The organism is Pseudomonas oryzihabitans (assembly GCF_007665395.1).
Taxonomy (GTDB): Bacteria; Pseudomonadota; Gammaproteobacteria; order Pseudomonadales; family Pseudomonadaceae; genus Chryseomonas; species Chryseomonas psychrotolerans_C.
Genome location: NZ_VDND01000013.1, coordinates 1 through 23,591 on the forward strand (window position 1 = coordinate 1; position 23,591 = coordinate 23,591).

Genomic DNA, 23,591 nt, shown 5'->3' on the forward strand with positions numbered 1-23,591 from the left:
TCAACTACAAACCGCCCATCAGTCGGGCTCCGTTGCCACTGAACAACGTACTGGGTTTACACAACTAGGCGTGCTTCCAGGCAGACGAAGTCCAGGATGTAGCGGCCATGGGGGTGCTGACGGCGGAATTTGAAGCCTTGCAGACGGTTACCGCGCAGGTGATGCCAGAGCAGGCGTTCGGCATCCGTCTGCCCGCGACGCAAGGCGCGGGCGTGTGTGATGAGGGGCATGGGAGTCCTTTCCCTTTGTATTTTGGTGTTGCGTTTGCCCTCACCCCAGCCCTCTCCCGGAGGGAGAGGGGGCGGTATGGAATGGGCTGATGCTGTGGAGTATCGCCTGGGGGTTTGGACTTGGCGATAGCTCTGGCGCGAGGGTTTTGCGGGTTTCAGTCTTGGCTTGCTGAGAGGGAAATAGCTAAGGACTGAAAGGGCTGTGGCGTTGGGGTTACCCTCACCCCAGCCCTCTCCCAGAGGGAGAGGGGGCGGTATGGAGTAAGAGGTATTTTGGGAGTATCGCCCAAGGCTTTGAAGTACGCGCGGTTTGCGAGGCTATGGCGTAGGTGCCAACGCGGCCCTTACCCCAACCCTCTCCCGGTGGGAGAGGGGCCATAAGGAGCGAAAAGGAGCTGTGTAGTAGCTGACCCTGAAAGACAGCGAGACGGCCAAAGTTGCTATCGCGGCAACTCCGAAAACACCTGCGAAGCTTAGCTCTGGCGGAGAAGCCCGCTCCGCTCCAGACAGCCCCCTCTCCCTCTGGGAGAGGGTTGGGGTGAGGGCAAACCCATGGCCCCGGCGCGGCTTATGTCTTCCCGAACGCCGCCGCCACAGTAGCGTAGGCCGCTTCGTGCTAGTCGAACCCGGCGTAACGCACCAGCAGGGTTTCCCATCCTCGGCAGAGACGAGAACCGCGCGATAGCACGGCCCATCCGCCTGGATTGCGGCCTAGCCGATAAGAGTGGAGGGGTAGGAGGTGAAACCGCCGCAGATGGCCTTGCAGAATCGCTATCGCAGTAACCCTGAAACAACGCTGAGGCCCAGAGCTGGAGGAGAGCCCGGCCCCGCTCCAGACCGCCCCCTCTCCCCGGGGGAGAGGGTTGGGGTGAGGGTGCGTGCAGGGCCCTGCGCGTCTTACGTCTTCTCGAACGCCGCCGCGGCGGTGGCGTAGGCCGCTTCGTGGTAGTCGAATTCGGCGGACTGTACCAGCAGGGTTTCCTCGTCCTCGGTGAAGGCGATCACCGGGCGATAGGAGAGGCCGTCGGCCTTGATTTCGGCTTCGTCGATGAGCTTGGAGAGATCGAAGGCGAAGTCACCGCAGATGGCCTTGGCCTGGGCGTCGGTGATGCCGTGTTTCTTCAGGGCATCGCGCAGCAGGGTGCTCCACTGGTATTGAAACTGGATACCCAGTTTGGCGTAGCTGGGACCGTAGTCGATTTCCATGAGTGTGTAACCGGGGCTTGAGAGGAGGGGGCGAACTCGCCACAGCGGCCAGCGAAATGACCGTTGTGAGCGCTGCCGGTGACACTACGATGGCGCGCCGAAAAGCCCAGGCAAAGAGGGGCGGGCCGGACGGCCAAATCTAATGACCGAGAGGCCCGCAGCGGGGGACGGGTGGTTATTCGTGCACGATGCGCGAGTGATCGCGGGTGTCCTTCATGAAGACGTACACCAGCAGCGAGCAGGCGATGCAGCCGGTCACGTACCAGTAGTAGCCGCTCTCCATGCCGATGCTCTTGAACCACAGGGCCAGGTACTCGGCGGTGCCGCCGAAGATGGAGACGGTCAGGGCATAGGGCAGGCCGACGCCGAGGGCGCGGATCTCGGTGGGGAACAACTCGGCCTTCACCACGGCGTTGATCGAGGTGTAGAAGCTGACGATCACCAGTGCCGCCATGATCAGCCAGAAGGCGCCCCACCAGGTGGTGACGCTACCCAGCTCGGAGAGGATCGGATAGGTGAACAGGGTGCCCAGGACACCGAAGGCGATCAGCACTGGGCGCCGGCCGATGCGGTCGGAGATCGCGCCGACGATGGGTTGCAGCAGCATGAAGAGGAACAGCGTCGCCGCCGAGATGGAGGTGGCGTCGGTCTTGCTCATGCCCACCGAGTTGACCAGGTACTTCTGCATGTAGGTGGTGTAGGTGTAGAAGGCCAGGGTGCCACCCATGGTCAGGCCGACCACGGTGAAGAACTCCTTGGGATGCCGCGCCAGGGTGCGCATCAGGGATTCCTTGGGCTTCTCGGCCTTCTTGAAGGAGCTGGTCTCCTCCATGCCGCGCCGCAGGTAGAGCGCGGTCACCGCGCAGGCGGCGCCGATCACGAAGGGAATGCGCCAGCCCCAGCTCTCCAGCTGCTCGACGCTCAGCGCCTGCTGCAGCACGATCAGGGTGGCCAGGGCCAGCAACTGCCCGGAGATCAGGGTGACGTACTGGAAGCTGGAATAGAAACCGCGGCTTTCCTTGGTCGCCATCTCGCTAAGGTAGGTGGCGGAGGTGCCGTATTCACCGCCTACGGACAGCCCCTGCAGCAGCCGCGCGAGCACCAGCATGATGGGCGCGGCGACGCCGATGGTGGTGTAGCTGGGGGTGAGGGCGATGATCAGGGAGCCGGCGCACATCATGATCACCGAGACCATCAGCGCGGCCTTGCGGCCGGCCTTGTCGGCATAGAGCCCCATCAACCAGCCGCCGATGGGGCGCATGAGAAAACCCACGGCGAAGATGGCGGCGACGTTGAGCAGCTGGGCGGTCTGGTCGCCCTTGGGGAAGAAGGCCTTGGCGAAGTACAGGGAGAAGGCGGCGTAGACGTACCAGTCGTACCATTCGACCAGGTTGCCGACGGAACCGCTGAAGATGGACTTGATGCGCTGCGAGGTGGTCTTGGGCGCGGTCTGGCCGGCCGCGAGGGTAGCGGTGCTATCCACAGGGGTGTTCCTCTTGTCGTTGTTATTAGGGCGCTCGGGGCGTCGACAAGGGTCGTAGCAGGGAGCGTGCCAGGTCGCGATGCCGCGTCTTGACTGGGTTTTGCCGTGGAGGATGGGCGAAAGATCGCCGAAAGCCGTCTGGCAATGAGCGGATTTCCGCCGATGGCGACTCAGTCGTCGTCGCGAAAGTCGGCGCGCACCAGGCCGTGGCGCTGCATCTTCTCGTTGAGGGTGCGTCGCGGCAGCTGCAGCTCGTCCATCACCGCCTTGATCTCGCCGCCATGGCGGGCCAGGGCGGCGCGCAGGCACTGGGCCTCGAAGGCTTCCAACTGGTCGGCCAGGGCGCTGCCGGTGGCGGTGGGCGGTGCGCCCAGGCCGAGCGCCTCGCGTTCGGCGGCGTTGGCGAGTTCGCGCACGTTGCCCGGCCAGCCGTGGCCGAGCAACTGCGCCAGCCGCGCTGCACTGGGCGGCGTGACCGGGCGACCCAGGCGGGCACCGGCGGCGGCGAGGAAGTGATCGAACAGCAGCGGGATGTCCTCGCGCCGCGCCCGCAGCGGCGGCAGCTGCAGCTCGGCGACATTGAGGCGATAGGCCAGGTCCTCGCGAAAGCGCCCGGCGCGGGCTTCTTCGAGCAGATCCGGCTTGGTGGCGGCGACGATGCGCAGGTCCAGGGCGATGCTCTGGTTGGAGCCCAGGCGCTCCAGGCGCTGCTCCTGCAGCACCCGCAACAGCTTGACCTGCTGCGCCAGGGGCATGCTCTCGATCTCGTCCAGGAACAGGGTGCCGCCGTTGGCGTATTCCAGCTTGCCGATGCGCTTGCCCTGGGCGCCGGTGAAGGCGCCGCTCTCGTGGCCGAACAATTCGCTTTCGAACAGCTGCTCGGGAATGGCCGCGCAATTGAGCGCGACGAAGGCCTGGCCGGCGCGCGGGCCGAAGTCGTGCAGGCAGCGGGCGACCAGTTCCTTGCCGCTGCCGGTCTCGCCGCGCAGCAGGACGTTCACCGGCGTGGGCGCCAGGTCGAGGATCTGCTGGCGCAGCCGGACGATGCCGGGGGAGACCCCCAGCAGCCGACGGGCGAGGGTGCTCTGGTCGTCGACCCGGCGATGCAGCTGGCGGTTTTCCAGGACCAGCCGGCGTTTCTCCAGGGCCCGCCCGAGATCGCCCAGCAGTGCCTCGGGGCTGAAGGGTTTTTCCAGGAAGTCGTAGGCGCCCTGGCGCATGGCGGTCACCGCCAGGGCGACGTCGCCATGGGCGGTGAGCAGGATCACCGGCAGGTCGCGATCCAGCGCCTGCAGGTGCTCCAGCAGGGCCAGGCCGTCCATGCCGGGCATGCGCACGTCACTGACCACCACCCCGGCGAAGTCCGGCGTCACCGCCGCCAGGCAGTCCTCGGCGCGGGCGAACAGCCGCACTTGATGCCCGGACAACTCCAGCCACTGGCATACCGCCTCGCGGATGCTGGCTTCGTCGTCGACCAGATAGACCTGGGCTTGCATGGGAGGCGTCCTCTCGCGGCCGGTGCGCCGCTACCTTGCCCGATCGGTGCCGGGGGGTCGAGGCTTCAATCGGGGGCGGCCGGCAAACGGAGCCGGAACACCGCGCCCTCTGTGCCATTGTCCGCCTCCAGGTGGCCGCCCTGGGCCTGGACGATGGCCGAGGACACCGCCAGCCCCAGTCCGAGGCCCTCGCCGACCGGCTTGGTGGTGAAGAAGGGATCGAACACCTGGGCCAGGTGCTCGGCGGCGATGCCACCGCCGTTGTCGGCCACCTCCAGCTGCCAGCTGCCGCCCTCCAGCCGCAAATGCACCCTGACCCGCGGCGTCGGCCGCCCGGCCACCGCGTCCAGCGCGTTGCGCAGCAGGTTCACCAGCACCTGCTCCAGGCGGATGGGATCACCCAGCAGCCACGCCGGCCGCGGCAGGTCGAGGACCAGCTCGGCACCCACCTCGGCGCGGCGCGCCTCCAGCAATTCCAGCGCCTGGTCCACCACCCGGGCCAGGTCGACCCGCTCGCGCAGACCGGCCGGGGTCTTGCGCGCATAGGTCTTGAGGTGGGCGGTGAGGCCGCTCATGCGGGTCAGCAGGCCATCGAGGCGCTCCAGGGCGGCACGCGCCTCGTCCAGCCGGCCGTGATCCAGCAGCAGCCGCAGGCTGGCCAGGTGCATGCGCTGGGCGGTGAGCGGCTGGTTGAGTTCGTGTACCAGGGCCGCCGACATCTGCCCCAGGGCGGCCAGCTTGGCGGCCTGCACCAGGCCATCCTGGGCGGTGCGGAGTTCCGCGGTGCGGGCTTCCACCAGCTGCTCCAGCTCCAGTCGACTGCGCTGGCGCAGGCGCTGCAGGCGCCGCCGCTGGACCAGCAGCAAGGCCGCGCAGACCAGCAGCAACCAGGCGCAGCCGGCGGCCAGGGCGGCGCCCAGGCTGCTGCCCGGCAACTCCGCGGTGGGCCTGAGCAGGTGCAGGGTCCAGCCTTCGCTGGGCAGCGGCAGGCTGTCCCAGAGGTAGTCTTCGGTACTTTCCGGCGCTGCGATCCGGGCGACCTGGCGCTGCTCGCCCAGGGCCAGGCGTGCACGGTGGGCCAGCGGCTGCAGGGTGCGCCGGTCGTACTGCCGGGTGGTGGCCAGCTCGGTGCGTTCGGCAGGGCTCAGCTCGCGCAGCAGGCGGTAGCGCCAGTCGGGTCGGTTGGCGGCGAACACCACGCCGCGGGCGTCGCTGAGCAGCAGCACCTCGGGGTGTTCGCCCCAACGCGCCTCGATGGCGGGGAATTCCAGCTTGACCACTACCGCGCCGAGGAAGCGCCCGGCGCCATCCAGCACCGCGTGGGAGAGGAAGTAGCCAGGGATGCCGGTGGTGACGCCGACGGCATAGAAGCGTCCGCTGCCGCCCGCCAGGGTCTCGCGGAAATAGGGACGAAAGCCGTAGTTGTGGCCGACGTAGCTGGTGGGCAGGCGCCAGTTGCTGGCCCCTATGGCCAGGCCGGTACGATCCAGCACCTCCAGCGTCGAGGATTGGGCCGCGGCATTGAGCCTCTCCAGCTTGAGATTGAGCCGCTCGGTGGCCGCCGCCGTAGGTGGCGTGCTGAGGGCGGCGATCAGCTCGGGGTCCTGCGCCAGGACCGCCGGCAGGGCGCGGAAGCGGTCGATCAGGGTCTGCAGGCCGCTGGCGTGCAGGCGCAGTTGTTCCTGGCCGAGCAGGCTGGCTTCGGCCAGGGCCGCCCGTTCGGCGCGTTGCCAGGCCAGGCCGCTGACCAGCAGGCCGCCGAGCAGGGCGAGCAACAGCACCGGCAGCAGGCGCAGGGCAGGGGGCATCGAGGGGCACCGTGGCGGGGGTGGCCGGACGATAGCACGACCCTTGGCCGCCGGCTCACGCCGAGATGGCGGCGGCCTGGGCGATCTGCTCGGGCTGGAAGTGGCAGGTGAAGCAGCTGCCTTCGCCGACCACGCTGTGGATGTCCAGCGCGCCACGGTGGCGGATCAGCACGTGCTTGACGATGGCCAGGCCCAGCCCGGTACCGCCCGTGCTGGACGCCCGGCTGGCATCGAGGCGATAGAAGCGCTCGGTGAGGCGCGGCAGGTGGCGGGCGTCGATGCCGGGCCCGGTGTCCTGCACTGCGACGTGGGCGCCCGTGGTGTTCTGCCAGGCGCGTACCCGCACCTCGCCGCCCTCGGGGCTGTACTTGACCGCGTTGAACACCAGGTTGGAAAAGCAGCTGCGCAGTTCGGTCTCGCTGCCCAGCAATGCCAGGCCCGGTTCGCAGTCCAGGCTCAGGCGATGGCCGACCACGCCGGACAGCGCCCGGCCGTCCTGCAGGATGGAGCCGAGCAGCGGGGCCAGGGCCACCGGACGGTTGTCGGCGGGATAGTCGGTGGCTTCCAGGCGCGCCAGCAGCAGCAGGTCGTCGATGGTGTGCTGCATGCGTCCGGCCTGCTGCTGCATCTGCCCCAGCGCCCGGCGCCAGCGCGGGGTGGCGTGTTCGGCGTTATCGAGCAGGGTTTCCAGGTAGCCGGTGATCACCGTCAGCGGCGTGCGCAACTCATGGGAGACGTTGGCGACGAAATCCTTGCGCATCTGTTCCAGCTGATGGACGCGGGTCACGTCGCGCACCAGCAGCAGCCGATCGCCCTCGCCGAAACGGGTGACCAGGATGTGCAGGTACTGGTCGTCGTTGAGCGGCGAGGCCAGTTCCAGGGGTTCGCCGTAGTCGCCGCCGACGAAGTAGTCGGCGAAGCGCGGATGGCGGACCAGGTTGGTGATCGGCTGGCCGAGATCCTGTGGCTGGCGCAGGCCCAGCAAGGTCTCCGCGGCGCGGTTCCACCACTCCAGGTTGCCGTGGCGATCCACCAGGATGATGGCGTCGCGCAGGGCCTCGGTGGAGGCCTGGGCCCGGCCGATCACGGCGAGCAACTCTTCGCGCTGGCGCTGTTCGTTGCGCTGGCGGCGGTAGAGGCGATCCAGCACGTCGCCCCACAGGCCCTCGGCTTCCGGGGGCGCGCCGGGCGCTTCGTCCAGCAGCCAGGCATGCAGGCGCAGCAGGTGCCTCAGGGTGACCGCCAGGTAGACCGCCAGTCCCAGGGCCACCGCCAGGCCGACATGGCCGAAGGGCCAGCCGGCCAGGGCACAGCCGGCGACCACGGTCGCCAGTTGGGTGGCCAGACGGGAGCGCCAGTTGATGTTCACGGCGGCGGTGGCCTGCGCGATCAGAGTTTGGTGGAAAAGCGATACCCGGTGCCGCGCACCGTCTGTACCAGGTTCTCGTAGGTCTCGCCGAGGGCCTTGCGCAGGCGGCGGATGTGCACGTCCACGGTACGTTCCTCCACGTAGACGTTGCCACCCCAGACCTGGTCGAGCAACTGGCCGCGGGTATAGGCCCGCTCCTGGTGGGTCATGAAGAACTGCAGCAGGCGGTACTCGGTGGGGCCCATCTCGGCGGGGGAGCCGTCGATGGTCACCCGGTGGCTGATCGGATCCAGGATCAGGCCATTGACCTCCAGCGGCCCGTCGTTCTCCAGGTGCCCGGTACGGCGCAGCACGGCCTTGAGCCGCGCCACCAGCTCGCGGGGCGAGAAGGGCTTGGTGATGTAGTCGTCGGCGCCGGTCTCCAGGCCCTGGACCTTGTTGTCCTCGTCGCCCTTGGCCGTGAGCATGATGATGGGGATGGCGTCGGTCAGCTCGTCGCGCTTGAGCCGGCGGGCCAGCTCCAGGCCGGAGGTGCCCGGCAGCATCCAGTCGAGCAGGATGAGATCGGGCTTGCGGTCGACGATCAGGGCGTGGGCGTCCTTGCTGTTGTCCGCCTCCAGGCATTCATAGCCAGCCATTTCCAAGGCCACGGCGATCATCTCGCGAATGGGGGCCTCGTCGTCGACGATCAGGATGGATTTACCCGTCATGGAGCGCTCTGCCTCTCGAGTCCTTGCAATGTGCCGTGCATTAGATAGCGCCAATATTGCAGCTATGTGACAAGGCTGTCATATCTAACGTAAATCCCACAATATGGGATTGTGTGTCACATATTGAGATTTTCCGGCGAGGCTCCTAGAGTGAAGGCACTATGAACGACCACAATTCCAACAAGGGCGAAGCGCCCAGCGGGGCCCAGGCACTGTTCCGTGGCCTGGCGGTACTCGAAGCCGTGGCCGCCGGGGCCGACAGCCTGGCCCAGGTCGGCGCCGCCATCGGTTGCACCCGCAGCACCACCCACCGCCTGGTCGCCGCCCTGACCCAGGCCGGCTATCTGCGCAGCGACGGCGGGCGGCTGATCCTCGGCAGCCACCTCATCGCCCTCGGCTACCAGGCCCGCGAGCAGCTGCCGCTGACCGGCGTGGCCCGGCCCCATCTGCAACGCCTGGCCCAGCACTGTGGCGACACCGTGCACCTCGGCGTGCGCGAGGGCGGTGACGTCCTCTATCTCGACAAGCTGCCTGGCAGCCGCGGCCTGGAGATGAGATCCCGCGTCGGCCTGCGCATGCCGCTGGCGCTGACCGGGGTCGGCAAGGCGCTGATGCTGGATCTCGCCGAGGCCGAGTGGGAGGGCCTCTACGGCGAAGGCCTGGCGCGCCGCGCCGGGCAGCCCGGCCTGCGCGAGGACTTCCTGCCCTGGGCGGACTACCGGGCGAGGCTGCGCCAGTACGCCAGCGACGGCTACGCCCTCGACCTGGAAGAGAACGAACTGGGCATCCGCTGCGTGGCCGCGCCCATCCGCGGCGCCGACGGCGCCATCGTCGCCGCCCTCAGCGTGGCCAGTGCCATCCCCTACATGCCCGAGGCGCGGCTGCACGACTTGCAGCCCGAGGTCAGTGCCTGCGCCCGGGCCATTTCCCGCGAACTCGGCTGGAGTCCTGCATGACCGCCACCCCGCACCTCATCGGCCTCGACTGGGGCACCTCGTCCCTGCGGGCCCAGCTGCTCGACGCCCAGGGCGCCGTGCTGGACACCCGCAGCCGGCCCTGGGGCATCATGCACGTGCCCGACGGCGACTTCGCCGCAGCCTATCGCACCCTGGTGGGCGACTGGCGGGCGGCCCACCCCGACCTGCCCGCCATCGCCTGCGGCATGGTCGGTAGCCGTGGTGGCTGGCGCGAGGTGCCCTATGCCGACTGCCCGGCCGACGTCCACAGCCTGGCCGCCGGCCTGCTGCGGCTGGACACGGGCTGCGGCGAACTCCATCTTGTGCCCGGGGTGATGCAGCGCGGCGCCTTGCCCAACGTCCTGCGCGGCGAGGAAACCCAGGTGTTCGGCGCCCTCGAACTGGAACCGGACCTGGCTGCCGAGGCCCTGCTGGTCTTGCCCGGTACCCACAGCAAATGGGTGCGGGTGCGCGACGGTCGCCTCACCGACTTCGCCACCTACATGACCGGCGAACTGTTCGCCGTGCTGCGCGAGCATTCCATCCTCGGCCGGCCCGCGGCCGACGCCGGTGCCGAAGCCAGTGCCGAGGCCTTCCGCCTGGGTCTCACCACGGCGCGCGACGCCGGTGCCGAGGGCCTGTTCGGCCGGCTCTTCACCGCCCGCAGCCGGGTGCTGGCCGGCGAGCTGGGCGCGGCGCACAGCCTCGACTACCTTTCCGGCCTGCTGATCGGCGAAGAGCTACGCAGCCAGGTCGCCGCCCTGGCGGGCAAGCCCTGCCCACCCCTGGTGCTGATCGGCGACGCGGCGCTCTGCCAGCGCTATCGCGATGCCCTGGCGCTATTCGATATCCACCAGGTTCGCCTGCTGGAGCAGGCCACCCGGGCCGGGCTCTGGCGCCTGGCCCAGGCCGCCGGCCTGCTCCCCACCTCTGGAGGCTCCCATGCTTGATACCTACCTCAAGGACCTGCCGCTGATCGCCATCCTGCGCGGCGTTACCCCGGACGAGATCGTCGCGGTCGGCCGCGCCCTGTATGACGCCGGCTTTCGCGTCATCGAGATCCCGCTCAACTCGCCGCAGCCCTGCGAGAGCATCCGCCGGCTCACCGCCGAGCTGGGCGAAGACTGCCTGATCGGTGCCGGCACCGTGCTCACCGAGGCCCAGGTGGCCGAGGTGGACGCCGCTGGGGGCCGGCTGATCGTCTCGCCCAACGCCAACCTGGCGGTGATCCGCGCCAGCAAGGCCGCCGGCCTGGTCAGCGCCCCCGGCGTGGCCACTCCCTCGGAAGGCTTCGCCGCCCTCGACGCCGGGGCCGACAGCCTCAAGCTGTTCCCCGCCGAGCAACTCGGCCCGGCGGTGGTCAAGGCCTGGCGCGCGGTCTTTCCCAAGGAACTGGCGCTCTTGCCGGTGGGCGGCATCACCCCGGACAACATGGGGCCCTTCGTGGCCGCCGGCGCCAACGGCTTCGGCCTCGGCTCGGCGCTGTACAAGCCGGGCCTGAGCGCCGCCCAGGTGAGCGCCAATGCCCAGGCCTTCGCGGCAGGGTGGCGGTCCGTTTCCTAATTCAATCGCGGCCATGGGCCGCTCCTACATGGGTATCCGTAGGAGCGGTCCATGACCGCGATTTGCCCAATCCCCTCGATTCCAATAATTACCGTCGAGACTCCACACCATGAAGATCACCAAACTCACCACCTACGTCGTCCCGCCGCGCTGGTGCTTCCTCAAGATCGAGACCGACGAGGGCATCCACGGCTGGGGCGAACCCGTGCTGGAAGGCCGCGCCCACAGCGTCGCGGCGGCGGTCGAGGAACTGGCCGACTACCTGATCGGCAAGGACCCGCGCAACATCGAGGACCACTGGACGGTGCTCTACCGCGGCGGCTTCTATCGCGGCGGCGGCATCCACATGAGCGCCCTGGCCGGCATCGACCAGGCGCTGTGGGACATCAAGGGCAAGGCCCTGGGCGTACCGGTGCACGAGCTGCTCGGCGGCCAGGTGCGTGAGAGCATCCGCGTCTATTCCTGGATCGGCGGCGACCGCCCGGCCGAGACCGCGGCCCAGGCCCTGGAGCGCCAGGCCAAGGGCTTCACCGCGATCAAGATGAACGCCAGCGAAGAGATGCAGTTCGTCGACACCTACGACAAGGTCGACCAGGTGATCGCCAACGTCGCCGCCATCCGCGACGCCTGCGGACCGCACTTCGGCATCGGCGTGGACTTCCACGGCCGGGTACACAAGCCCATGGCCAAGGTGCTGGTCAAGGAACTGGAGCAGTTCCGCCTGATGTTCATCGAGGAGCCGGTGCTCAGCGAGCACCACGAGGCGCTCAAGGAAATCGCCCTGATGAGCAACACGCCCATCGCCCTCGGCGAGCGGCTGTACTCGCGCTGGGATTTCAAGCGCATCCTCCAGGAAGGCTACGTCGACATCCTGCAGCCCGATCCCTCCCACGCCGGCGGCATCACCGAGACGCGCAAGATCGCCAACATGGCCGAGGCCTATGACGTCGCCATCGCCCTGCATTGCCCGCTCGGCCCCATCGCCCTGGCGGTCAACCTGCAGCTGGACGCCAACTGCTACAACGCCTTCATCCAGGAACAGAGCCTGGGCATCCACTACAACCAGGGCAACGACCTGCTCGACTACATCAAGAATCCCGAGGTGTTCGACTACGGCGACGGCCACGTGAAGATCCCCCAGGGACCGGGGCTGGGCGTCGAGGTCAACGAGGAGTTCGTCAAGGAACGCGCCGCCATCGGCCATCGCTGGCGCAACCCGGTGTGGCGCCACAAGGATGGCAGTTTCGCCGAGTGGTGAGAGACGCCCTCACCCCAACCCTCTCCCGGAGGGAGAGGGGGCAAGAGCAGGAGCGCGGGGTTCGACTACCGCACTGATCATCTCCTCTCCCTCTGGGAGAGGGCCAGGGTGAGGGAAAGTGGCGACAGGTGTACCGCTGCCCCCTCACCCCAACCCTCTCCCAGGGGGAGAGGGGGCAAGAGCCGGAGCGCGGGGTTCGACTACCGCACTGATCATCCCCTCTCCCTCTGGGAGAGGGCCAGGGTGAGGGAAAGTGGCGGCAGGTGTACCGCTGCCCCCTCACCCCAATCCTCTCCCGAGGGGAGAGGGGGCAAGAGCAGGAGCGCGGGATTCGGCTACCGCACTGATCATCCTCTCTCCCTCTGGGAGAGGGCCAGGGTGAGGGAAAGTGGCGGCAGGTGTACCGCTGCCCCCTCACCCCAACCCTCTCCCAGGGGGAGAGGGGGCAAGAGCAGGAGCGCGGGGCTCGACCCCCGCACTGACCATCCCCTCTCCCTCTGGGAGAGGGCCAGGGTGAGGGCCGCCGCCACACCCTGACCCAACCCCCAACAACGCTCGCCACAACGTCAATTACAGGACCCGAGCCATGCCAATCCCCACCCACGCCGCCGCCGCGGCCACCGCCGCGCCGGCCCTGGCCAAGCCCAGTCGGGCGCGCTTCTTCATCATGGCGCTGCTGTTCTTCACCGTGGTGATCAACTACCTCGACCGCAGCAACCTCTCTATCGCCGCCCCGCACCTGGCCCAGGACCTGGGCATCGAGCCGGTGCACATGGGCCTGATCCTCTCCGCCTTCGGCTGGACCTACGCCGCCATGCAGATCCCCGGCGGCTGGCTGGTGGACAAGGTGGCCCCGCGCGTCCTCTATCCGGTGGCCATCGCGCTCTGGTCGCTGGCCACCATCGGCCTGGGTTTCGTCGGCAGCTTCATCGGCCTGATCGTCCTGCGCCTGGCCGTGGGCGCCCTGGAGGCGCCGGCCTATCCGATCAACAACCGGGTGGTCACCACCTGGTTCCCCGAGCGCGAGCGGGCCACCGCCATCGGCTTCTACACCTCCGGCCAATTCGTCGGCCTGGCCTTTCTCACCCCGGTGCTGATCTACCTGCAGCAGACCTTCGGCTGGCACATGGTCTTCGTCGTCACCGGCGGCGTCGGCATCCTCTGGGCGGCCATCTGGTACCTGGTCTATCGCGAGCCCAAGGATTTCCGCGGCGCCAACGCCGCCGAGGTCGAGTTGATCCAGCAGGGCGGTGGCCTGGTCGACCTGGAGCAGAAGAATCGCAGTCGCGCCGCCTTCCAGTGGCGCGACCTCTGGAGCGTGCTCAACAAGCGCAAGCTGTGGGGCATCTACATCGGCCAGTTCTGCCTCAATTCCACCCTCTGGTTCTTCCTGACCTGGTTCCCCACCTACCTGGTGAAGTACCGCGGCCTGGACTTCATCAAGGCCGGCTTCCTCGCCTCGCTGCCCTTCCTGGCCGCCTTCCTCGGGGTGATCTGCTCGGGCCTGCTGTCGGACTGGCTGATCCGCCGCGGCGCTTCCGTGGGCCTGGCGCGCAAGCTGCCCATCATCGGTGGCCTCTTGATCTCCACCAGCATCGTCGGCGCCAACTTCGTCGACTCGCCCGCGCTGATCATCGCCTGCCTGGCGCTGGCCTTCTTCGGCAACGGCCTGGCCTCCATCACCTGGTCGATGGTCTCGGCCATGGCCCCGGAGCGGCTGATCGGCCTCACCGGCGGGATGTTCAACTTCATCGGCAACCTCTCGGCCATCTGCGTGCCCATCGTCATCGGCTTCCTGGTCAAGGACGGCAGCTTCGCCCCGGCCATCGCCTTCATCGGCGTGACCGCGCTGATCGGCGCGCTGTGCTACGGCCTGGTGGTGGGCAAGGTGGAACGTCTGCCCGAATAAGGGCGACTAAAGGAGCGCCCCTCTGCGACGCTCTGCCACCGGCCTTGCCGCGCTCATAACGACAACAAAGGAGTCTCTCCATGCCTCTCGCCCGTCGCACCTTCCTCGGTGTTTCCCTGGCCGCCTCGGCCGGTCTGGTCGCCAGCCGCGCCCTGGCCGATGACAAGTTCGGCCTCACCCGCAACTGGGAGGGCAAGCCGCCCATCGTCATGCCCGATCCCGCCTGGGAGATCCACGACCAGGCGTTCAAGGGCCGGCTGGGCAATGCCTTCGTCGAACGGCTGTGGTCCGGCGGTCTGTGGACCGAGGGCCCGGTGTGGATGGCCGACTGGCGCTGCCTGCTGTTCAGCGACATCCCCAACGCCCGGGTGATGCGCTGGAGCGCCGACGACGGCCACGTCAGTGTCTACGACGACCAGTCGCACAATGCCAACGGCCACACCCGCGACCGCGAGGGCCGCTTGCTCAGCTGCGAACACGATACCCGCCGCGTCACCCGCCGCGAGCTCGACGGCAGCGTCACGGTGCTGCTCGACCGCTTCGACGGCAAGCCGCTGAACGCGCCCAACGACGTGGTGGTCGGTGCCGACGGCGCCATCTGGTTCACCGATCCGGGCTACGGCATCCTCGGCGCCTACGAGGGCCACAAGGCCGAGTTCGAACTGCCCACCAACGTCTATCGCATCGACCCCCAGGGCAAGGCCACGGTGGCGGTGGGGGACTTCGGCCGGCCCAACGGCCTGGCCTTCGCCCCTGACGGCAAGCGCCTCTACATCAGCGACACCGCCGGCGGCGGCAACCCCGGCAAGCCCAATCACGTGCGGGCGTTCAACCTGAAGGACGACGGCACCCTGGGCGGCGGCGAGGTGTTGATCGACGCCAAGGACCAGGGCGTGATCGACGGCTTCCGCGTCGACAGCGACGGCAACCTCTGGTGCAGCTGGGCCGGTTCGGCCGAGCAGAACAGCGTGCGGGTGTTCAATCCGAGCGGCCAGCCGCTGGCCACCCTGCACCTGCCGGAAACCGTCTCCAACATCGAATTCGGCGGGCTCAAGCGCAACCGGCTGTTCATCACCGGCGGCGGTTCGCTCTATGCCACCTATGTCAACGCCCAACCGGCGCGCCTCTGGTAAGGGGCTCCCGGCAGCCGAACGAAAGGGTCGCTCGACGGGTCTGTAACAAGCGGATACGGAACGACCCGCGACAACAAGATCGCCCACAAGGCGAGCGAGGAGCCTCTGTCATGAGCAATACCACTACCACCGCCGACGGTCACGTCACCGAAAAGGCCCAACCCAAGGCGATCTTCGCCTGCCTGATGGCCGCCCTGGCCGGTCTGATGTTCGGCCTCGACATCGGCGTCATCTCCGGCGCCACCAAATTCATCCAGCAGGAATTCCAGATCTCCGACCAGGTGATCGAATGGATCGTCTCCAGCATGATGGCCGGGGCCGCCCTGGGCGCCCTGGGCGCGGGTTCGCTGTCGGCCAAGCTGGGCCGCAAGAAGTCGCTGATGCTGGGCGCCGTGCTCTTCGTCGTCGGCTCGGTGCTGTGCGGCCTGGCCACCTCGCCGACCATGCTGATCTTCGCTCGCTTCCTGCTCGGCCTGGCCATCGGCATCGCCTCCTTCACCGCGCCGCTGTACCTGGCCGAGGTCGCCCCGGAAAACATCCGCGGCTCGATGATCTCGCTGTACCAGCTGATGATCACCGCCGGCATCCTGATCGCCTTCCTGTCCAACACCGCCTTCAGCTACCACGAGGCCTGGCGCTGGATGCTCGGCATCATCGCCATCCCCGGGGTGCTGTTCCTCATCGGTGTCTTCGCCCTGCCCGACAGTCCGCGCTGGCTGATCATGGCCGGTCGCAAGGAGGAGGCCCTCAGGGTCCTGCACAAGCTGCGCGGTGACGAGAAGGTCATCCAGCAGGAAGTCGCGGAGATCGAAGAGCAGCTCAAGGTGCCGCAGAAGGGCTGGTCGCTGTTCAAGGAAAACCCCAACTTCCGCCGCTCGGTAGGCCTGGGCGTGCTGCTGCAGGTGGTGCAGCAGTTCACCGGCATGAACGTGGTGATGTACTACGCGCCGCGCATCTTCGAGGGCATGGGCTACGATACCGCCGCCCAGATGTGGTTCACCGCCGCGGTCGGACTGACCAACGTGCTGGCCACCTTCATCGCCATCTTCCTGGTCGACAAGTGGGGCCGCAAACCCATCCTCTATACCGGCTTCGTGGTCATGGCCGTGGGCCTGGGCGTGGTCGGCAGCATGCTGGGCGCCGGCAACCTGAGCCATGGCCAGCAGACCTTCACCGTGGTCATGCTGCTGATCTTCATCGTCGGCTTCGCCATGTCGGCCGGTCCGCTGATCTGGACCCTGTGTTCGGAAGTCCAGCCGCTCAAGGGCCGCGACTTCGGCATCGGCTGCTCCACCTTCACCAACTGGATCGCCAACATGATCGTCGGCGCCACCTTCCTGACCATGCTGGGGACCCTGGGCCAGGGCACCACCTTCTGGATCTACGCCGGGCTGAACGTACTGTTCATCTTCCTGGTATTCCTGCTGGTACCCGAGACCAAGGGCGTCACCCTGGAGCGCATCGAGCGCAACCTGATGCAGGGCAAGCGCCTGCGTGACCTCGGTCAGTAAGCGCGGCTGCAAACGAAAACGCCCGGCATTGCCGGGCGTTTTTCATTACCGATCCCAGTGCCTGTGTCTGTGCTTGGCGTGCTTCCAGCCCTTGCCGGGATGGTGGTCGCGATAGCGGCGATCGTCGCGGCCGTTGTCGCCCAGGCTGTTGCCCAGCGCGCCGCCGGCACCGCCACCCAGGGCCGCGCCGACCAGGCCACCGGTGCTGCCACCGACTCGATTGCCGATCACGTTGCCGCCCGCCGCGCCCAGGCCACCGCCGATGGCGGCCTCGGTCCGATTGCGCCGGTCAGCGCCCAGTACTCCTCCTGCTGCGCCACCCACGCCGGCACCGATGGCCGCACCGGTGCTGCCGCCGACCTGCTGGCCGACCAGGGTACCGAGTACGCCACCCACGGCGCCGCCGAGTCCGGCTTCGGTATTGCCCGCATACGCCGGGGCAACGCCCGCCAGGGCAAGCAACAAGAACAGGGCTGAAGGTTTCATGGAGTCCACTCCGTGGTAGAGACGAGCCGATCCTCGGCAAAAATCGCTGCCCTGGCAAGTACCGAACGGTCGTTTGAATGGTAAAGGTTGTCTTTACCCATTCCTTTGATTTCGCTGAACAAACCTATACCGGAAAGCCGGGTCTCAGCCTCCTTGGCGAAGGCTGGTACGGGGTCTGCAACCTGGCGCACGCTGGTCTAGACTCAAGGCGATCGTCGCGCCAAGGGGACTCCATGATCCACGCTCGTCTGCTGTCCGGCTGTCTCCTGCTCGCGGTCAGTACCGGCGCCCCGGCCTGGGAATACACCCTCATCGCCCCCGACAAGCCGGTGCAGAACTGGAGCATCAGCAGCGATCGGCTGGGCCTGCGCGATGGCCTGGCCTTCAGCGTCGGGGTGCATCGCCTGAGCGGCGGCCGCCAGGAGGGCTCGGTGCTGATCGAGATCGATACCGGTCCCCTGCAACTCACCGTGGTCGCCACCCGGGGCATGAACGTCCTCCGGGCCCAGGCCGGCACCCTGCGGCTGGGCTGGGATTCGCCGGTGCGCGAGGTGGTCAATCCGGCCTTCGTCAACCTGGAAAGCCGTGGCGGCCTGGGCTGGCTGGAGGGGTTCAACGAGCTGGTGGCCCGCGCCGGCTTCGAGTGGGTCGGCCAGCCGGGCATGGATCGCGGGCAACTGCTCACCCTGCACGGTCGGGCCAGCGCCCTGCCGGCGAGCCCGGTGGTGCTGACCATCGACGAGCAGCCACCGCACCGCATCAGCCTCAAGGGCGTGCTGCACGAGGAAGCCTTCAAGCAGGCCAACTTTCGCATCGACACCGAACTGGTCACCTACGCCGGGGCCACCGGCTTCACCCTGCACGACCGCCTGACCAACCAGGGGGCGCACGCCGCCGAATACCAGGTGCTCTATCACAGCAACTTCGGTCCGCCGCTGCTCGGCGAAGGCGCCCGCTTCGCCGCGCCGGTGCGGGAGGTGTCACCCTTCGATGCGCGGGCACGCCAGGAGCTGGGCGAGTGGCAGACCTATCGCGCGCCCATGCCGGGCTATGGCGAGACGCTCTACAACCTCTATCCCTGGGGCGACGACCAGGGGCGCAGCCTGGCGGTGCTGCACGATCGCAGCGCCCACCAGGGCGTGGCGCTGGCCTTCAACGTGCGGGAATTGCCGGTCTTCACCCTGTGGAAGAACACCGACGCCAAGGCCCAGGGCTATGTCACCGGCCTGGAACCGGGCACCAGCTTCTCCTACAACCGCAGCCAGCAGCGGGCGCTGGGGCTGGTGCCGAGGATCGAGGCGGGCGGCACGCGCGACTTCACCCTCGACTACCGGCTGCTGGCCACCGCCGCCGAGGTCAGGCAGGCCCTGGACCAGGTGGAGGGCATCCGCCATGGCCGCCCGACCCAGGTAAGGGACACGCCGCTGGTGCGCGCGCCCTAGTCGCCAGGCGAGGTGCGCCTAGCGGGGTGCGCCCTAGCGACGCGCCGGCACCGGACGGGTGCGACCGCTGCCGTCTATGGCGACGAAGACGAACACCGCCTCGGTGACCTTGCGCCATTCGCTGGACAGCGGATCGTCGCTCCAGACCTCGATGAGGATCTGGATGGAGCTGCGGCCGATTTCCAGGGTGTTGGTGTAGAAGGAGAGCTGTGCGCCCACGGGCACCGGGGTCATGAAGGTCATGCGGTCGATGGCCACGGTCGCCACGCGGCCAGCGGCCAGGCGACTGGCCATGGCGCTGCCCGCCAGGTCCATCTGGGCGACCAGCCAGCCGCCATAGATATCGCCGAAGCCGTTGGTCTCGCGGGGCAGGGCGGTGATCTGCATGGCCAGGTCGCCCTGGGGGATGGGATCTTCTTGTTCGAGCTCTTCGATCATGACAGGGCCCTCGGGAGCCCGGATAGCTAGGTAACGTTCAGCATCTACACGCAAGAATGCTGCCAATCCCGACAGGACGGATCGTTAGGGGGCTACAGTATAACCCCTGGGGCAGGGCGGCTCGACCGCTTTCGCACCCACGGGAAGGGGTCATAGCTCGTCGGATGAGCCCTGAATGAGTCCTGAATGAATAGCGGAAATTTCTTGCAGATTTGCTAAGGTGGAGCCCGCGCACGGCCAGGCGATCCAGAGGGCCGTGCACGTCCGATGATCAGGTAACGATCGGTAGACCTGTTGCCGCCGCGCTCCACAAGGGCTTCGGTGGCGCGGTGCAGGTCCGGCGCCCATCCGGCGACCCGCCCATCCTCGCCCAGCCGCCCCAGGCGGAACGTCACTCGGGGCCGCGTCTTGTCCGCTACACCCGGAGGGATGCCAGAGGCCGAATTTCCTTTGCGCTTCTCCTTTCATGTCCGGGACCTCCGATGAAACTGCAATCCGCTTCCGCGCCCCTCACGTCGCGTCCGCTGGGCCGCAACGACTACAAGACCCTGTCGCTGTCCGCCCTGGGTGGCGCGCTGGAGTTCTACGACTTCGTCATCTTCGTCTTCTTCGCCGCGGTGGTGGGGAAGCTGTTCTTTCCCGTCGACATGCCCGACTGGCTGCGGCAGATGCAGACCTTCGGCATCTTCGCCGCCGGCTACCTGGCGCGCCCGCTGGGCGGCATCGTCATGGCCCACTTCGGCGACCTGCTCGGCCGCAAGAAGATGTTCACCCTGAGCATCTTCATGATGGCGCTGCCGACCCTGGGCATGGGCCTGATGCCCACCTACGCCCAGATCGGCGTGGCCGCGCCCATCCTGCTGCTGGTGCTGCGCATCATCCAGGGCGCCGCCATCGGCGGCGAGGTACCCGGGGCCTGGGTATTCGTCTCCGAGCACGTCCCCGGCAAGCACGTCGGCTATGCCTGCGGCACCCTCACCGCCGGCCTGACCTTCGGCATCCTGCTCGGCTCGCTGATGGCGACCCTGATCAACAGCGTCTTCACCCCGCTGGAAGTGGCCGACTACGCCTGGCGCCTGCCCTTCCTGGTGGGCGGTGTCTTCGGCCTGTTCTCGGTCTACCTGCGCCGCTGGTTGCACGAGACGCCGGTGTTCGCCGAACTGGCGATCCACAAGTCGCTGGCCGAGGAGATCCCGCTCAAGGCCGTGCTGCGCGATCACGCCGGCAGCGTGGTGCTGTCCATGCTGCTGACCTGGATGCTCACCGCCGGCATCGTGGTGGTCATCCTCATGACCCCGACCCTGCTGCAGACCCAGTACGGCTTCTCCGCGGCCCTGGCGCTCAAGGCCAACAGCCTGGCCATCGTCTTCCTGACCCTCGGCTGCATCCTCTCCGGTGCGCTGTCCGATCGCTTCGGCAGCGGCCCGGTGTTCATCGTCGGCGGGCTGCTCCTGGCCGTGGCCAGCTGGGCGCTGTACGCCGGCCTGAAGACCCATCCGGACTGGCTGTTCCCACTCTATGCCCTGGCGGGCGGCGCGGTCGGCGTGATCGGCGGCGTGCCACGGGTGATGGTGCTGGCCTTTCCGCCCAAGGTGCGCTTCTCGGGGTTGTCGTTCTCCTACAACGTCGCCTACGCCATCTTCGGCGGCCTGACGCCCATGGTCGTCACCCTGATGCTCAAGCAGCATCCGCTGGGCCCGGCCTGGTACGTCATGGGGCTGGCCCTGCTGGGGGTCGGCATCGGTTTCTACCTGCTCGGCCGCGAGCGCCGCGCCGCCACCCTGGCCACTGCCTGATCGCGCCGTCCACGCCGCCGGCCGTGGCGGCGTGGACGTTCCCGCCAGGCGACCTCGACATCGCCAAAAACGCCATCCCCACAGACGTCTCGCCTCGCGCGGACTAGGCTCGAAGCGCCAGTCCAACAATAACAGCGAGGTGCAACATGTCCGGCAATCGTGGCGTCGTCTACCTGGGTGCGGGCAAGGTCGAGGTCCAGACCATCCCCTATCCCAAGATGGAAACCCCGCAAGGCAAGCGGATCGACCATGGCGTGATCCTGCGCGTGGTCTCCACCAACATCTGTGGGTCCGACCAGCACATGGTGCGCGGCCGGACCACCGCGCCCGAGGGCCTGGTGCTCGGCCACGAGATCACCGGCGAGGTGATCGAGGCGGGTCGCGACGTCGAGACCCTCAAGGTCGGCGACCTGGTCTCGGTGCCCTTCAATGTCGCCTGCGGCCGCTGCCGTACCTGCAAGGAGCAGGACACCGGCGTCTGCCTGACGGTGAACCCCTCCCGCGCCGGCGGTGCCTACGGCTATGTCGACATGGGCGGCTGGGTCGGTGGCCAGGCCGAGTACGTGCTGGTCCCCTATGCCGACTTCAACCTGCTGAAGCTGCCGAACCGGGACGCGGCCATGGAGAAGATCCGCGACCTGACCTGCCTGTCCGACATCCTGCCCACCGGCTACCACGGCGCGGTCACCGCCGGCGTCGGCCCCGGCACCAGCGTCTACGTCGCCGGTGCCGGTCCGGTCGGTCTGGCCGCCGCCGCCTCGGCCCGCCTACTGGGGGCCGCCGTGGTCATCGTCGGCGACGTCAATCCGATCCGCCTGGCCCATGCCAAGGCCCAGGGCTTCGAGATCGCCGACCTGTCCCAGGACACCCCGCTGCACGAGCAGATCGCGGCCCTGCTGGGTACCCCTGAGGTGGATTGCGCCGTCGACGCCGTGGGCTTCGAGGCCCGTGGCCATGGTCACGAGGGCGCCAAGAGCGAGGCCCCGGCCACGGTGCTGAATTCGTTGATGGGCATCGTGCGGGTGGCTGGCAAGATCGGCATCCCCGGCCTCTATGTCACCGACGATCCGGGTGCGGTGGACGCCGCCGCCAAGCAGGGCGCCCTGAGCATCCGCTTCGGCCTGGGCTGGGCCAAGTCCCACAGCTTCCACACCGGCCAGACCCCGGTGATGAAGTACAACCGCCAGCTGATGCAGGCGATCATGTGGGATCGCATCAAGATCGCCGACATCGTCGGCGTCCAGGTGATCACCCTGGACGAGGCGCCGCGCGGCTACAGCGAATTCGATTCGGGCGTACCGAAGAAATTCGTCATCGACCCGCACCGGCTGTTCAGCGCGGCCTAGCTATTGCACTAAGGATTTTGCCCGGGAATGCTGGCCATTTGGCATTTCCCGGGTAAGCCGTGCAGTCGTTTGCCGCACCAAGGGGTCTACCTCGGCAGCGTCCGCCCTGGGCGCTGTTTTTCCCGGTGCCACAAACGAGGCCAACATGACCCCGAATGTCCTTTCCACCATCCGCCGTATCGCTCCCTCGCTGCTCGTGGCCTTGCTGTTGCTGCTGGGCAGCACCGCCGCCCGTGCCGAAGGCGGGGTATCCTTCCGCTTCGCCGAAGAAGGGCAGGGCTGGTTGCTGCAAGGTCCGGTCGATGTGCTCAAGTGGCCCTTCGTCTACGACCGCAGCCGCGAGCGCGCCCGCAATACCCTGGTCCGCCTCTCCGGCGATACCCAGGTGCGGGTGATCGAGACCCGTTCCTTCCAGCGCTGGAAGCGCGTCGAGCTGCAGCAGGACGGTCGTACCGTGCTGGGCTGGGTGGAAAGCTACGGCGTGCCCGACGCCATGCGCCTCGATTAATCGGGAGCAAAAGGCCACCGTCGCCAGTCACACCTCTGATCCCTTTCCTTCCAGAGGAGCGACGCATGTCCGCCATCACCCGTCTTCAGCTCAACGACGGCCACCACATTCCGCAATTCGGTCTCGGTGTCTGGCAAACCCCCGCCGAGGAGACCGCCCAGGTGGTCAAGGCCGCGCTCGACCTGGGCTATCGGCATATAGATACCGCCGCCATCTACGGTAACGAGGAGGGCGTCGGCAAGGCCATCGCCCAGGCCGGCCTGCCGCGCGACGAGCTGTTCGTCACCACCAAGCTGTGGAATGCCGACCAGGGCTACGACAGTGCCCTGCGCGCCTTCGACGCCAGCCTGGCCAAGCTGGGGCTGGAATACGTCGACCTCTACCTGATCCACTGGCCGCTGCCGGAAAAGGGCCTGTTCCTCGACAGCTGGAAGGCGCTGATCGAATTGCGCAACCAGGGCCGGGTGAAGTCCATCGGTGTGTCCAATTTCCGCCAGGCCGATATCGAGACCCTGCTCACCGAGACCGGCGTGGTGCCGGTGGTCAACCAGATCGAGTGCCATCCGCTGTTGCAGCAGCAGGAGCTGCGCGACTTCAACACCTACAAGGGTATCGCCACCGAAGCCTGGAGCCCCCTGGCCCAGGGCGGCGAACTGCTCGGCAGCCCGCTGCTGCAGCAACTGGCGACCAAGCACGGCAAGACGCCGGCCCAGGTGGTGCTGCGCTGGCACATCCAGCTCGGCAACATCATCTTCCCCAAGTCCAAGACGCCCAAGCGCATCGAGGAGAACATGCAGATCTTCGACTTCGCCCTGGATGACGAGGATCTGCGCCAGATCGCCGGGCTGAACCAGGACAAGCGGCTGGGTCCGGATCCCGCAACCTTCAACGGCTGACGTTCCCGGGGCGCCGCGATGAGCGGCGCCTCTGTATGCCTGGCGCG

At 67.7% G+C, this 23,591-nt stretch carries 21 protein-coding genes; 12 read left to right on the top strand and 9 right to left on the bottom strand.

Annotated features, from left to right (window positions below; translation table 11 throughout):
* Positions 1-56: 56 nt before the first annotated feature.
* The 7 genes from FSV73_RS21530 to phoB all read right to left on the bottom strand — a co-directional run bounded on the left by FSV73_RS21530 (position 57) and on the right by phoB (position 8,302).
* Positions 57-230, bottom strand: a complete 174-nt coding sequence (locus FSV73_RS21530; protein WP_437179303.1) for a DUF559 domain-containing protein — start codon at positions 228-230, stop codon at positions 57-59.
* An 897-nt stretch (positions 231-1,127) separates the two neighbouring features.
* On the bottom strand, positions 1,128-1,436 hold the full coding sequence (locus FSV73_RS21535; RefSeq protein WP_145011277.1) for a hypothetical protein: 309 nt from the start codon (positions 1,434-1,436) through the stop codon (positions 1,128-1,130).
* A gap of 175 nt (positions 1,437-1,611) precedes the next feature.
* Positions 1,612-2,919: an MFS transporter gene (locus FSV73_RS21540; RefSeq protein ID WP_145011280.1), complete on the bottom strand. Its 1,308-nt coding sequence runs from the start codon at positions 2,917-2,919 to the stop codon at positions 1,612-1,614.
* Between the two features lie 170 nt (positions 2,920-3,089).
* Positions 3,090-4,415, bottom strand: a complete 1,326-nt coding sequence (locus tag FSV73_RS21545) for a sigma-54-dependent transcriptional regulator (protein WP_145011283.1) — start codon at positions 4,413-4,415, stop codon at positions 3,090-3,092.
* Between the two features lie 65 nt (positions 4,416-4,480).
* Positions 4,481-6,223, bottom strand: coding sequence for a sensor histidine kinase (locus tag FSV73_RS21550; RefSeq protein ID WP_145011286.1), 1,743 nt, complete (start codon positions 6,221-6,223; stop codon positions 4,481-4,483).
* Between the two features lie 55 nt (positions 6,224-6,278).
* A complete protein-coding gene (gene phoR / locus FSV73_RS21555) occupies positions 6,279-7,592 on the bottom strand; it encodes a phosphate regulon sensor histidine kinase PhoR (protein WP_145011290.1) in 1,314 nt (437 codons plus the stop codon).
* A gap of 20 nt (positions 7,593-7,612) precedes the next feature.
* On the bottom strand, positions 7,613-8,302 hold the full coding sequence (gene phoB / locus FSV73_RS21560; RefSeq protein WP_145011294.1) for a phosphate regulon transcriptional regulator PhoB: 690 nt from the start codon (positions 8,300-8,302) through the stop codon (positions 7,613-7,615).
* A 161-nt stretch (positions 8,303-8,463) separates the two neighbouring features.
* On the opposite strand from phoB, the gene FSV73_RS21565 reads away from it, so the two are divergent.
* From FSV73_RS21565 to FSV73_RS21600, 7 genes are all read left to right on the top strand, one after another.
* The gene (locus tag FSV73_RS21565; protein ID WP_145011296.1) at positions 8,464-9,258 is read left to right on the top strand and encodes an IclR family transcriptional regulator; all 795 of its coding nucleotides are present in this window, start codon (positions 8,464-8,466) and stop codon (positions 9,256-9,258) included.
* Entirely contained in the window at positions 9,255-10,208 is a 954-nt protein-coding gene (locus FSV73_RS21570) for a 2-dehydro-3-deoxygalactonokinase (protein WP_145011298.1), read from the top strand. Before FSV73_RS21565 ends, FSV73_RS21570 begins: the two co-directional genes overlap by 4 nt.
* Positions 10,201-10,821, top strand: coding sequence for a 2-dehydro-3-deoxy-6-phosphogalactonate aldolase (locus tag FSV73_RS21575; protein WP_145011300.1), 621 nt, complete (start codon positions 10,201-10,203; stop codon positions 10,819-10,821). Before FSV73_RS21570 ends, FSV73_RS21575 begins: the two co-directional genes overlap by 8 nt.
* Before the next feature lie 109 nt (positions 10,822-10,930).
* Complete coding sequence (dgoD, locus tag FSV73_RS21580) at positions 10,931-12,079, top strand: galactonate dehydratase (protein WP_145011302.1); 1,149 nt, start codon at positions 10,931-10,933, stop codon at positions 12,077-12,079.
* Positions 12,080-12,665: 586 nt separating this feature from the next.
* The gene (locus FSV73_RS21590) at positions 12,666-13,988 is read left to right on the top strand and encodes an MFS transporter (protein WP_145011306.1); all 1,323 of its coding nucleotides are present in this window, start codon (positions 12,666-12,668) and stop codon (positions 13,986-13,988) included.
* 80 nt (positions 13,989-14,068) lie between these two features.
* Positions 14,069-15,121: an SMP-30/gluconolactonase/LRE family protein gene (locus FSV73_RS21595; RefSeq protein ID WP_145011308.1), complete on the top strand. Its 1,053-nt coding sequence runs from the start codon at positions 14,069-14,071 to the stop codon at positions 15,119-15,121.
* Between the two features lie 110 nt (positions 15,122-15,231).
* On the top strand, positions 15,232-16,632 hold the full coding sequence (locus FSV73_RS21600) for a sugar porter family MFS transporter (protein WP_145011310.1): 1,401 nt from the start codon (positions 15,232-15,234) through the stop codon (positions 16,630-16,632).
* Between the two features lie 45 nt (positions 16,633-16,677).
* Here FSV73_RS21600 and FSV73_RS21605 read toward each other — a convergent pair whose 3' ends face one another.
* Positions 16,678-17,118 (bottom strand): hypothetical protein, encoded by a 441-nt coding sequence (locus FSV73_RS21605; RefSeq protein ID WP_145011312.1) that lies wholly within the window; start codon positions 17,116-17,118, stop codon positions 16,678-16,680.
* A gap of 233 nt (positions 17,119-17,351) precedes the next feature.
* On the opposite strand from FSV73_RS21605, the gene FSV73_RS21610 reads away from it, so the two are divergent.
* Positions 17,352-18,560 (top strand): aldose 1-epimerase family protein, encoded by a 1,209-nt coding sequence (locus FSV73_RS21610; RefSeq protein WP_186309310.1) that lies wholly within the window; start codon positions 17,352-17,354, stop codon positions 18,558-18,560.
* Between the two features lie 33 nt (positions 18,561-18,593).
* Here the strand turns inward: FSV73_RS21610 and FSV73_RS21615 are convergent, their stop codons facing one another.
* A complete protein-coding gene (locus tag FSV73_RS21615; protein WP_140221365.1) occupies positions 18,594-18,995 on the bottom strand; it encodes an acyl-CoA thioesterase in 402 nt (133 codons plus the stop codon).
* 485 nt (positions 18,996-19,480) lie between these two features.
* Between FSV73_RS21615 and FSV73_RS21620 the strand changes: the two genes are divergently transcribed.
* From FSV73_RS21620 to FSV73_RS21635, 4 genes are all read left to right on the top strand, one after another.
* Positions 19,481-20,794 carry an MFS transporter gene (locus FSV73_RS21620; RefSeq protein WP_145011314.1) on the top strand — a complete coding sequence of 438 codons (1,314 nt, stop codon included), beginning with the start codon at positions 19,481-19,483 and terminating at the stop codon, positions 20,792-20,794.
* Positions 20,795-20,940: 146 nt separating this feature from the next.
* On the top strand, positions 20,941-22,140 hold the full coding sequence (gene fdhA, locus FSV73_RS21625; protein WP_145011316.1) for a formaldehyde dehydrogenase, glutathione-independent: 1,200 nt from the start codon (positions 20,941-20,943) through the stop codon (positions 22,138-22,140).
* Positions 22,141-22,285: 145 nt separating this feature from the next.
* Entirely contained in the window at positions 22,286-22,648 is a 363-nt protein-coding gene (locus FSV73_RS21630) for a hypothetical protein (RefSeq protein ID WP_260856140.1), read from the top strand.
* Between the two features lie 65 nt (positions 22,649-22,713).
* Complete coding sequence (locus FSV73_RS21635; RefSeq protein WP_145011317.1) at positions 22,714-23,544, top strand: aldo/keto reductase; 831 nt, start codon at positions 22,714-22,716, stop codon at positions 23,542-23,544.
* Positions 23,545-23,591: the final 47 nt, after the last annotated feature.

What these genes read in the sequence shown, in the direction of transcription:
- FSV73_RS21620 (WP_145011314.1), top strand. Translation starts at nt 19,481, where the DNA reads ATGAAACTGCAATCCGCTTCCGCGCCCCTCACGTCGCGTCCGCTGGGC.
- dgoD (WP_145011302.1), top strand. Translation starts at nt 10,931, where the DNA reads ATGAAGATCACCAAACTCACCACCTACGTCGTCCCGCCGCGCTGGTGC.
- FSV73_RS21605 (WP_145011312.1), bottom strand. Translation starts at nt 17,118, where the DNA reads ATGAAACCTTCAGCCCTGTTCTTGTTGCTTGCCCTGGCGGGCGTTGCC.
- FSV73_RS21550 (WP_145011286.1), bottom strand. Translation starts at nt 6,223, where the DNA reads ATGCCCCCTGCCCTGCGCCTGCTGCCGGTGCTGTTGCTCGCCCTGCTC.
- FSV73_RS21590 (WP_145011306.1), top strand. Translation starts at nt 12,666, where the DNA reads ATGCCAATCCCCACCCACGCCGCCGCCGCGGCCACCGCCGCGCCGGCC.
- FSV73_RS21595 (WP_145011308.1), top strand. Translation starts at nt 14,069, where the DNA reads ATGCCTCTCGCCCGTCGCACCTTCCTCGGTGTTTCCCTGGCCGCCTCG.
- FSV73_RS21630 (WP_260856140.1), top strand. Translation starts at nt 22,286, where the DNA reads ATGACCCCGAATGTCCTTTCCACCATCCGCCGTATCGCTCCCTCGCTG.
- FSV73_RS21545 (WP_145011283.1), bottom strand. Translation starts at nt 4,415, where the DNA reads ATGCAAGCCCAGGTCTATCTGGTCGACGACGAAGCCAGCATCCGCGAG.
- FSV73_RS21570 (WP_145011298.1), top strand. Translation starts at nt 9,255, where the DNA reads ATGACCGCCACCCCGCACCTCATCGGCCTCGACTGGGGCACCTCGTCC.
- FSV73_RS21530 (WP_437179303.1), bottom strand. Translation starts at nt 230, where the DNA reads ATGCCCCTCATCACACACGCCCGCGCCTTGCGTCGCGGGCAGACGGAT.
- FSV73_RS21600 (WP_145011310.1), top strand. Translation starts at nt 15,232, where the DNA reads ATGAGCAATACCACTACCACCGCCGACGGTCACGTCACCGAAAAGGCC.
- FSV73_RS21635 (WP_145011317.1), top strand. Translation starts at nt 22,714, where the DNA reads ATGTCCGCCATCACCCGTCTTCAGCTCAACGACGGCCACCACATTCCG.
- FSV73_RS21535 (WP_145011277.1), bottom strand. Translation starts at nt 1,436, where the DNA reads ATGGAAATCGACTACGGTCCCAGCTACGCCAAACTGGGTATCCAGTTT.
- phoB (WP_145011294.1), bottom strand. Translation starts at nt 8,302, where the DNA reads ATGACGGGTAAATCCATCCTGATCGTCGACGACGAGGCCCCCATTCGC.
- fdhA (WP_145011316.1), top strand. Translation starts at nt 20,941, where the DNA reads ATGTCCGGCAATCGTGGCGTCGTCTACCTGGGTGCGGGCAAGGTCGAG.
- FSV73_RS21575 (WP_145011300.1), top strand. Translation starts at nt 10,201, where the DNA reads ATGCTTGATACCTACCTCAAGGACCTGCCGCTGATCGCCATCCTGCGC.
- FSV73_RS21610 (WP_186309310.1), top strand. Translation starts at nt 17,352, where the DNA reads ATGATCCACGCTCGTCTGCTGTCCGGCTGTCTCCTGCTCGCGGTCAGT.
- FSV73_RS21565 (WP_145011296.1), top strand. Translation starts at nt 8,464, where the DNA reads ATGAACGACCACAATTCCAACAAGGGCGAAGCGCCCAGCGGGGCCCAG.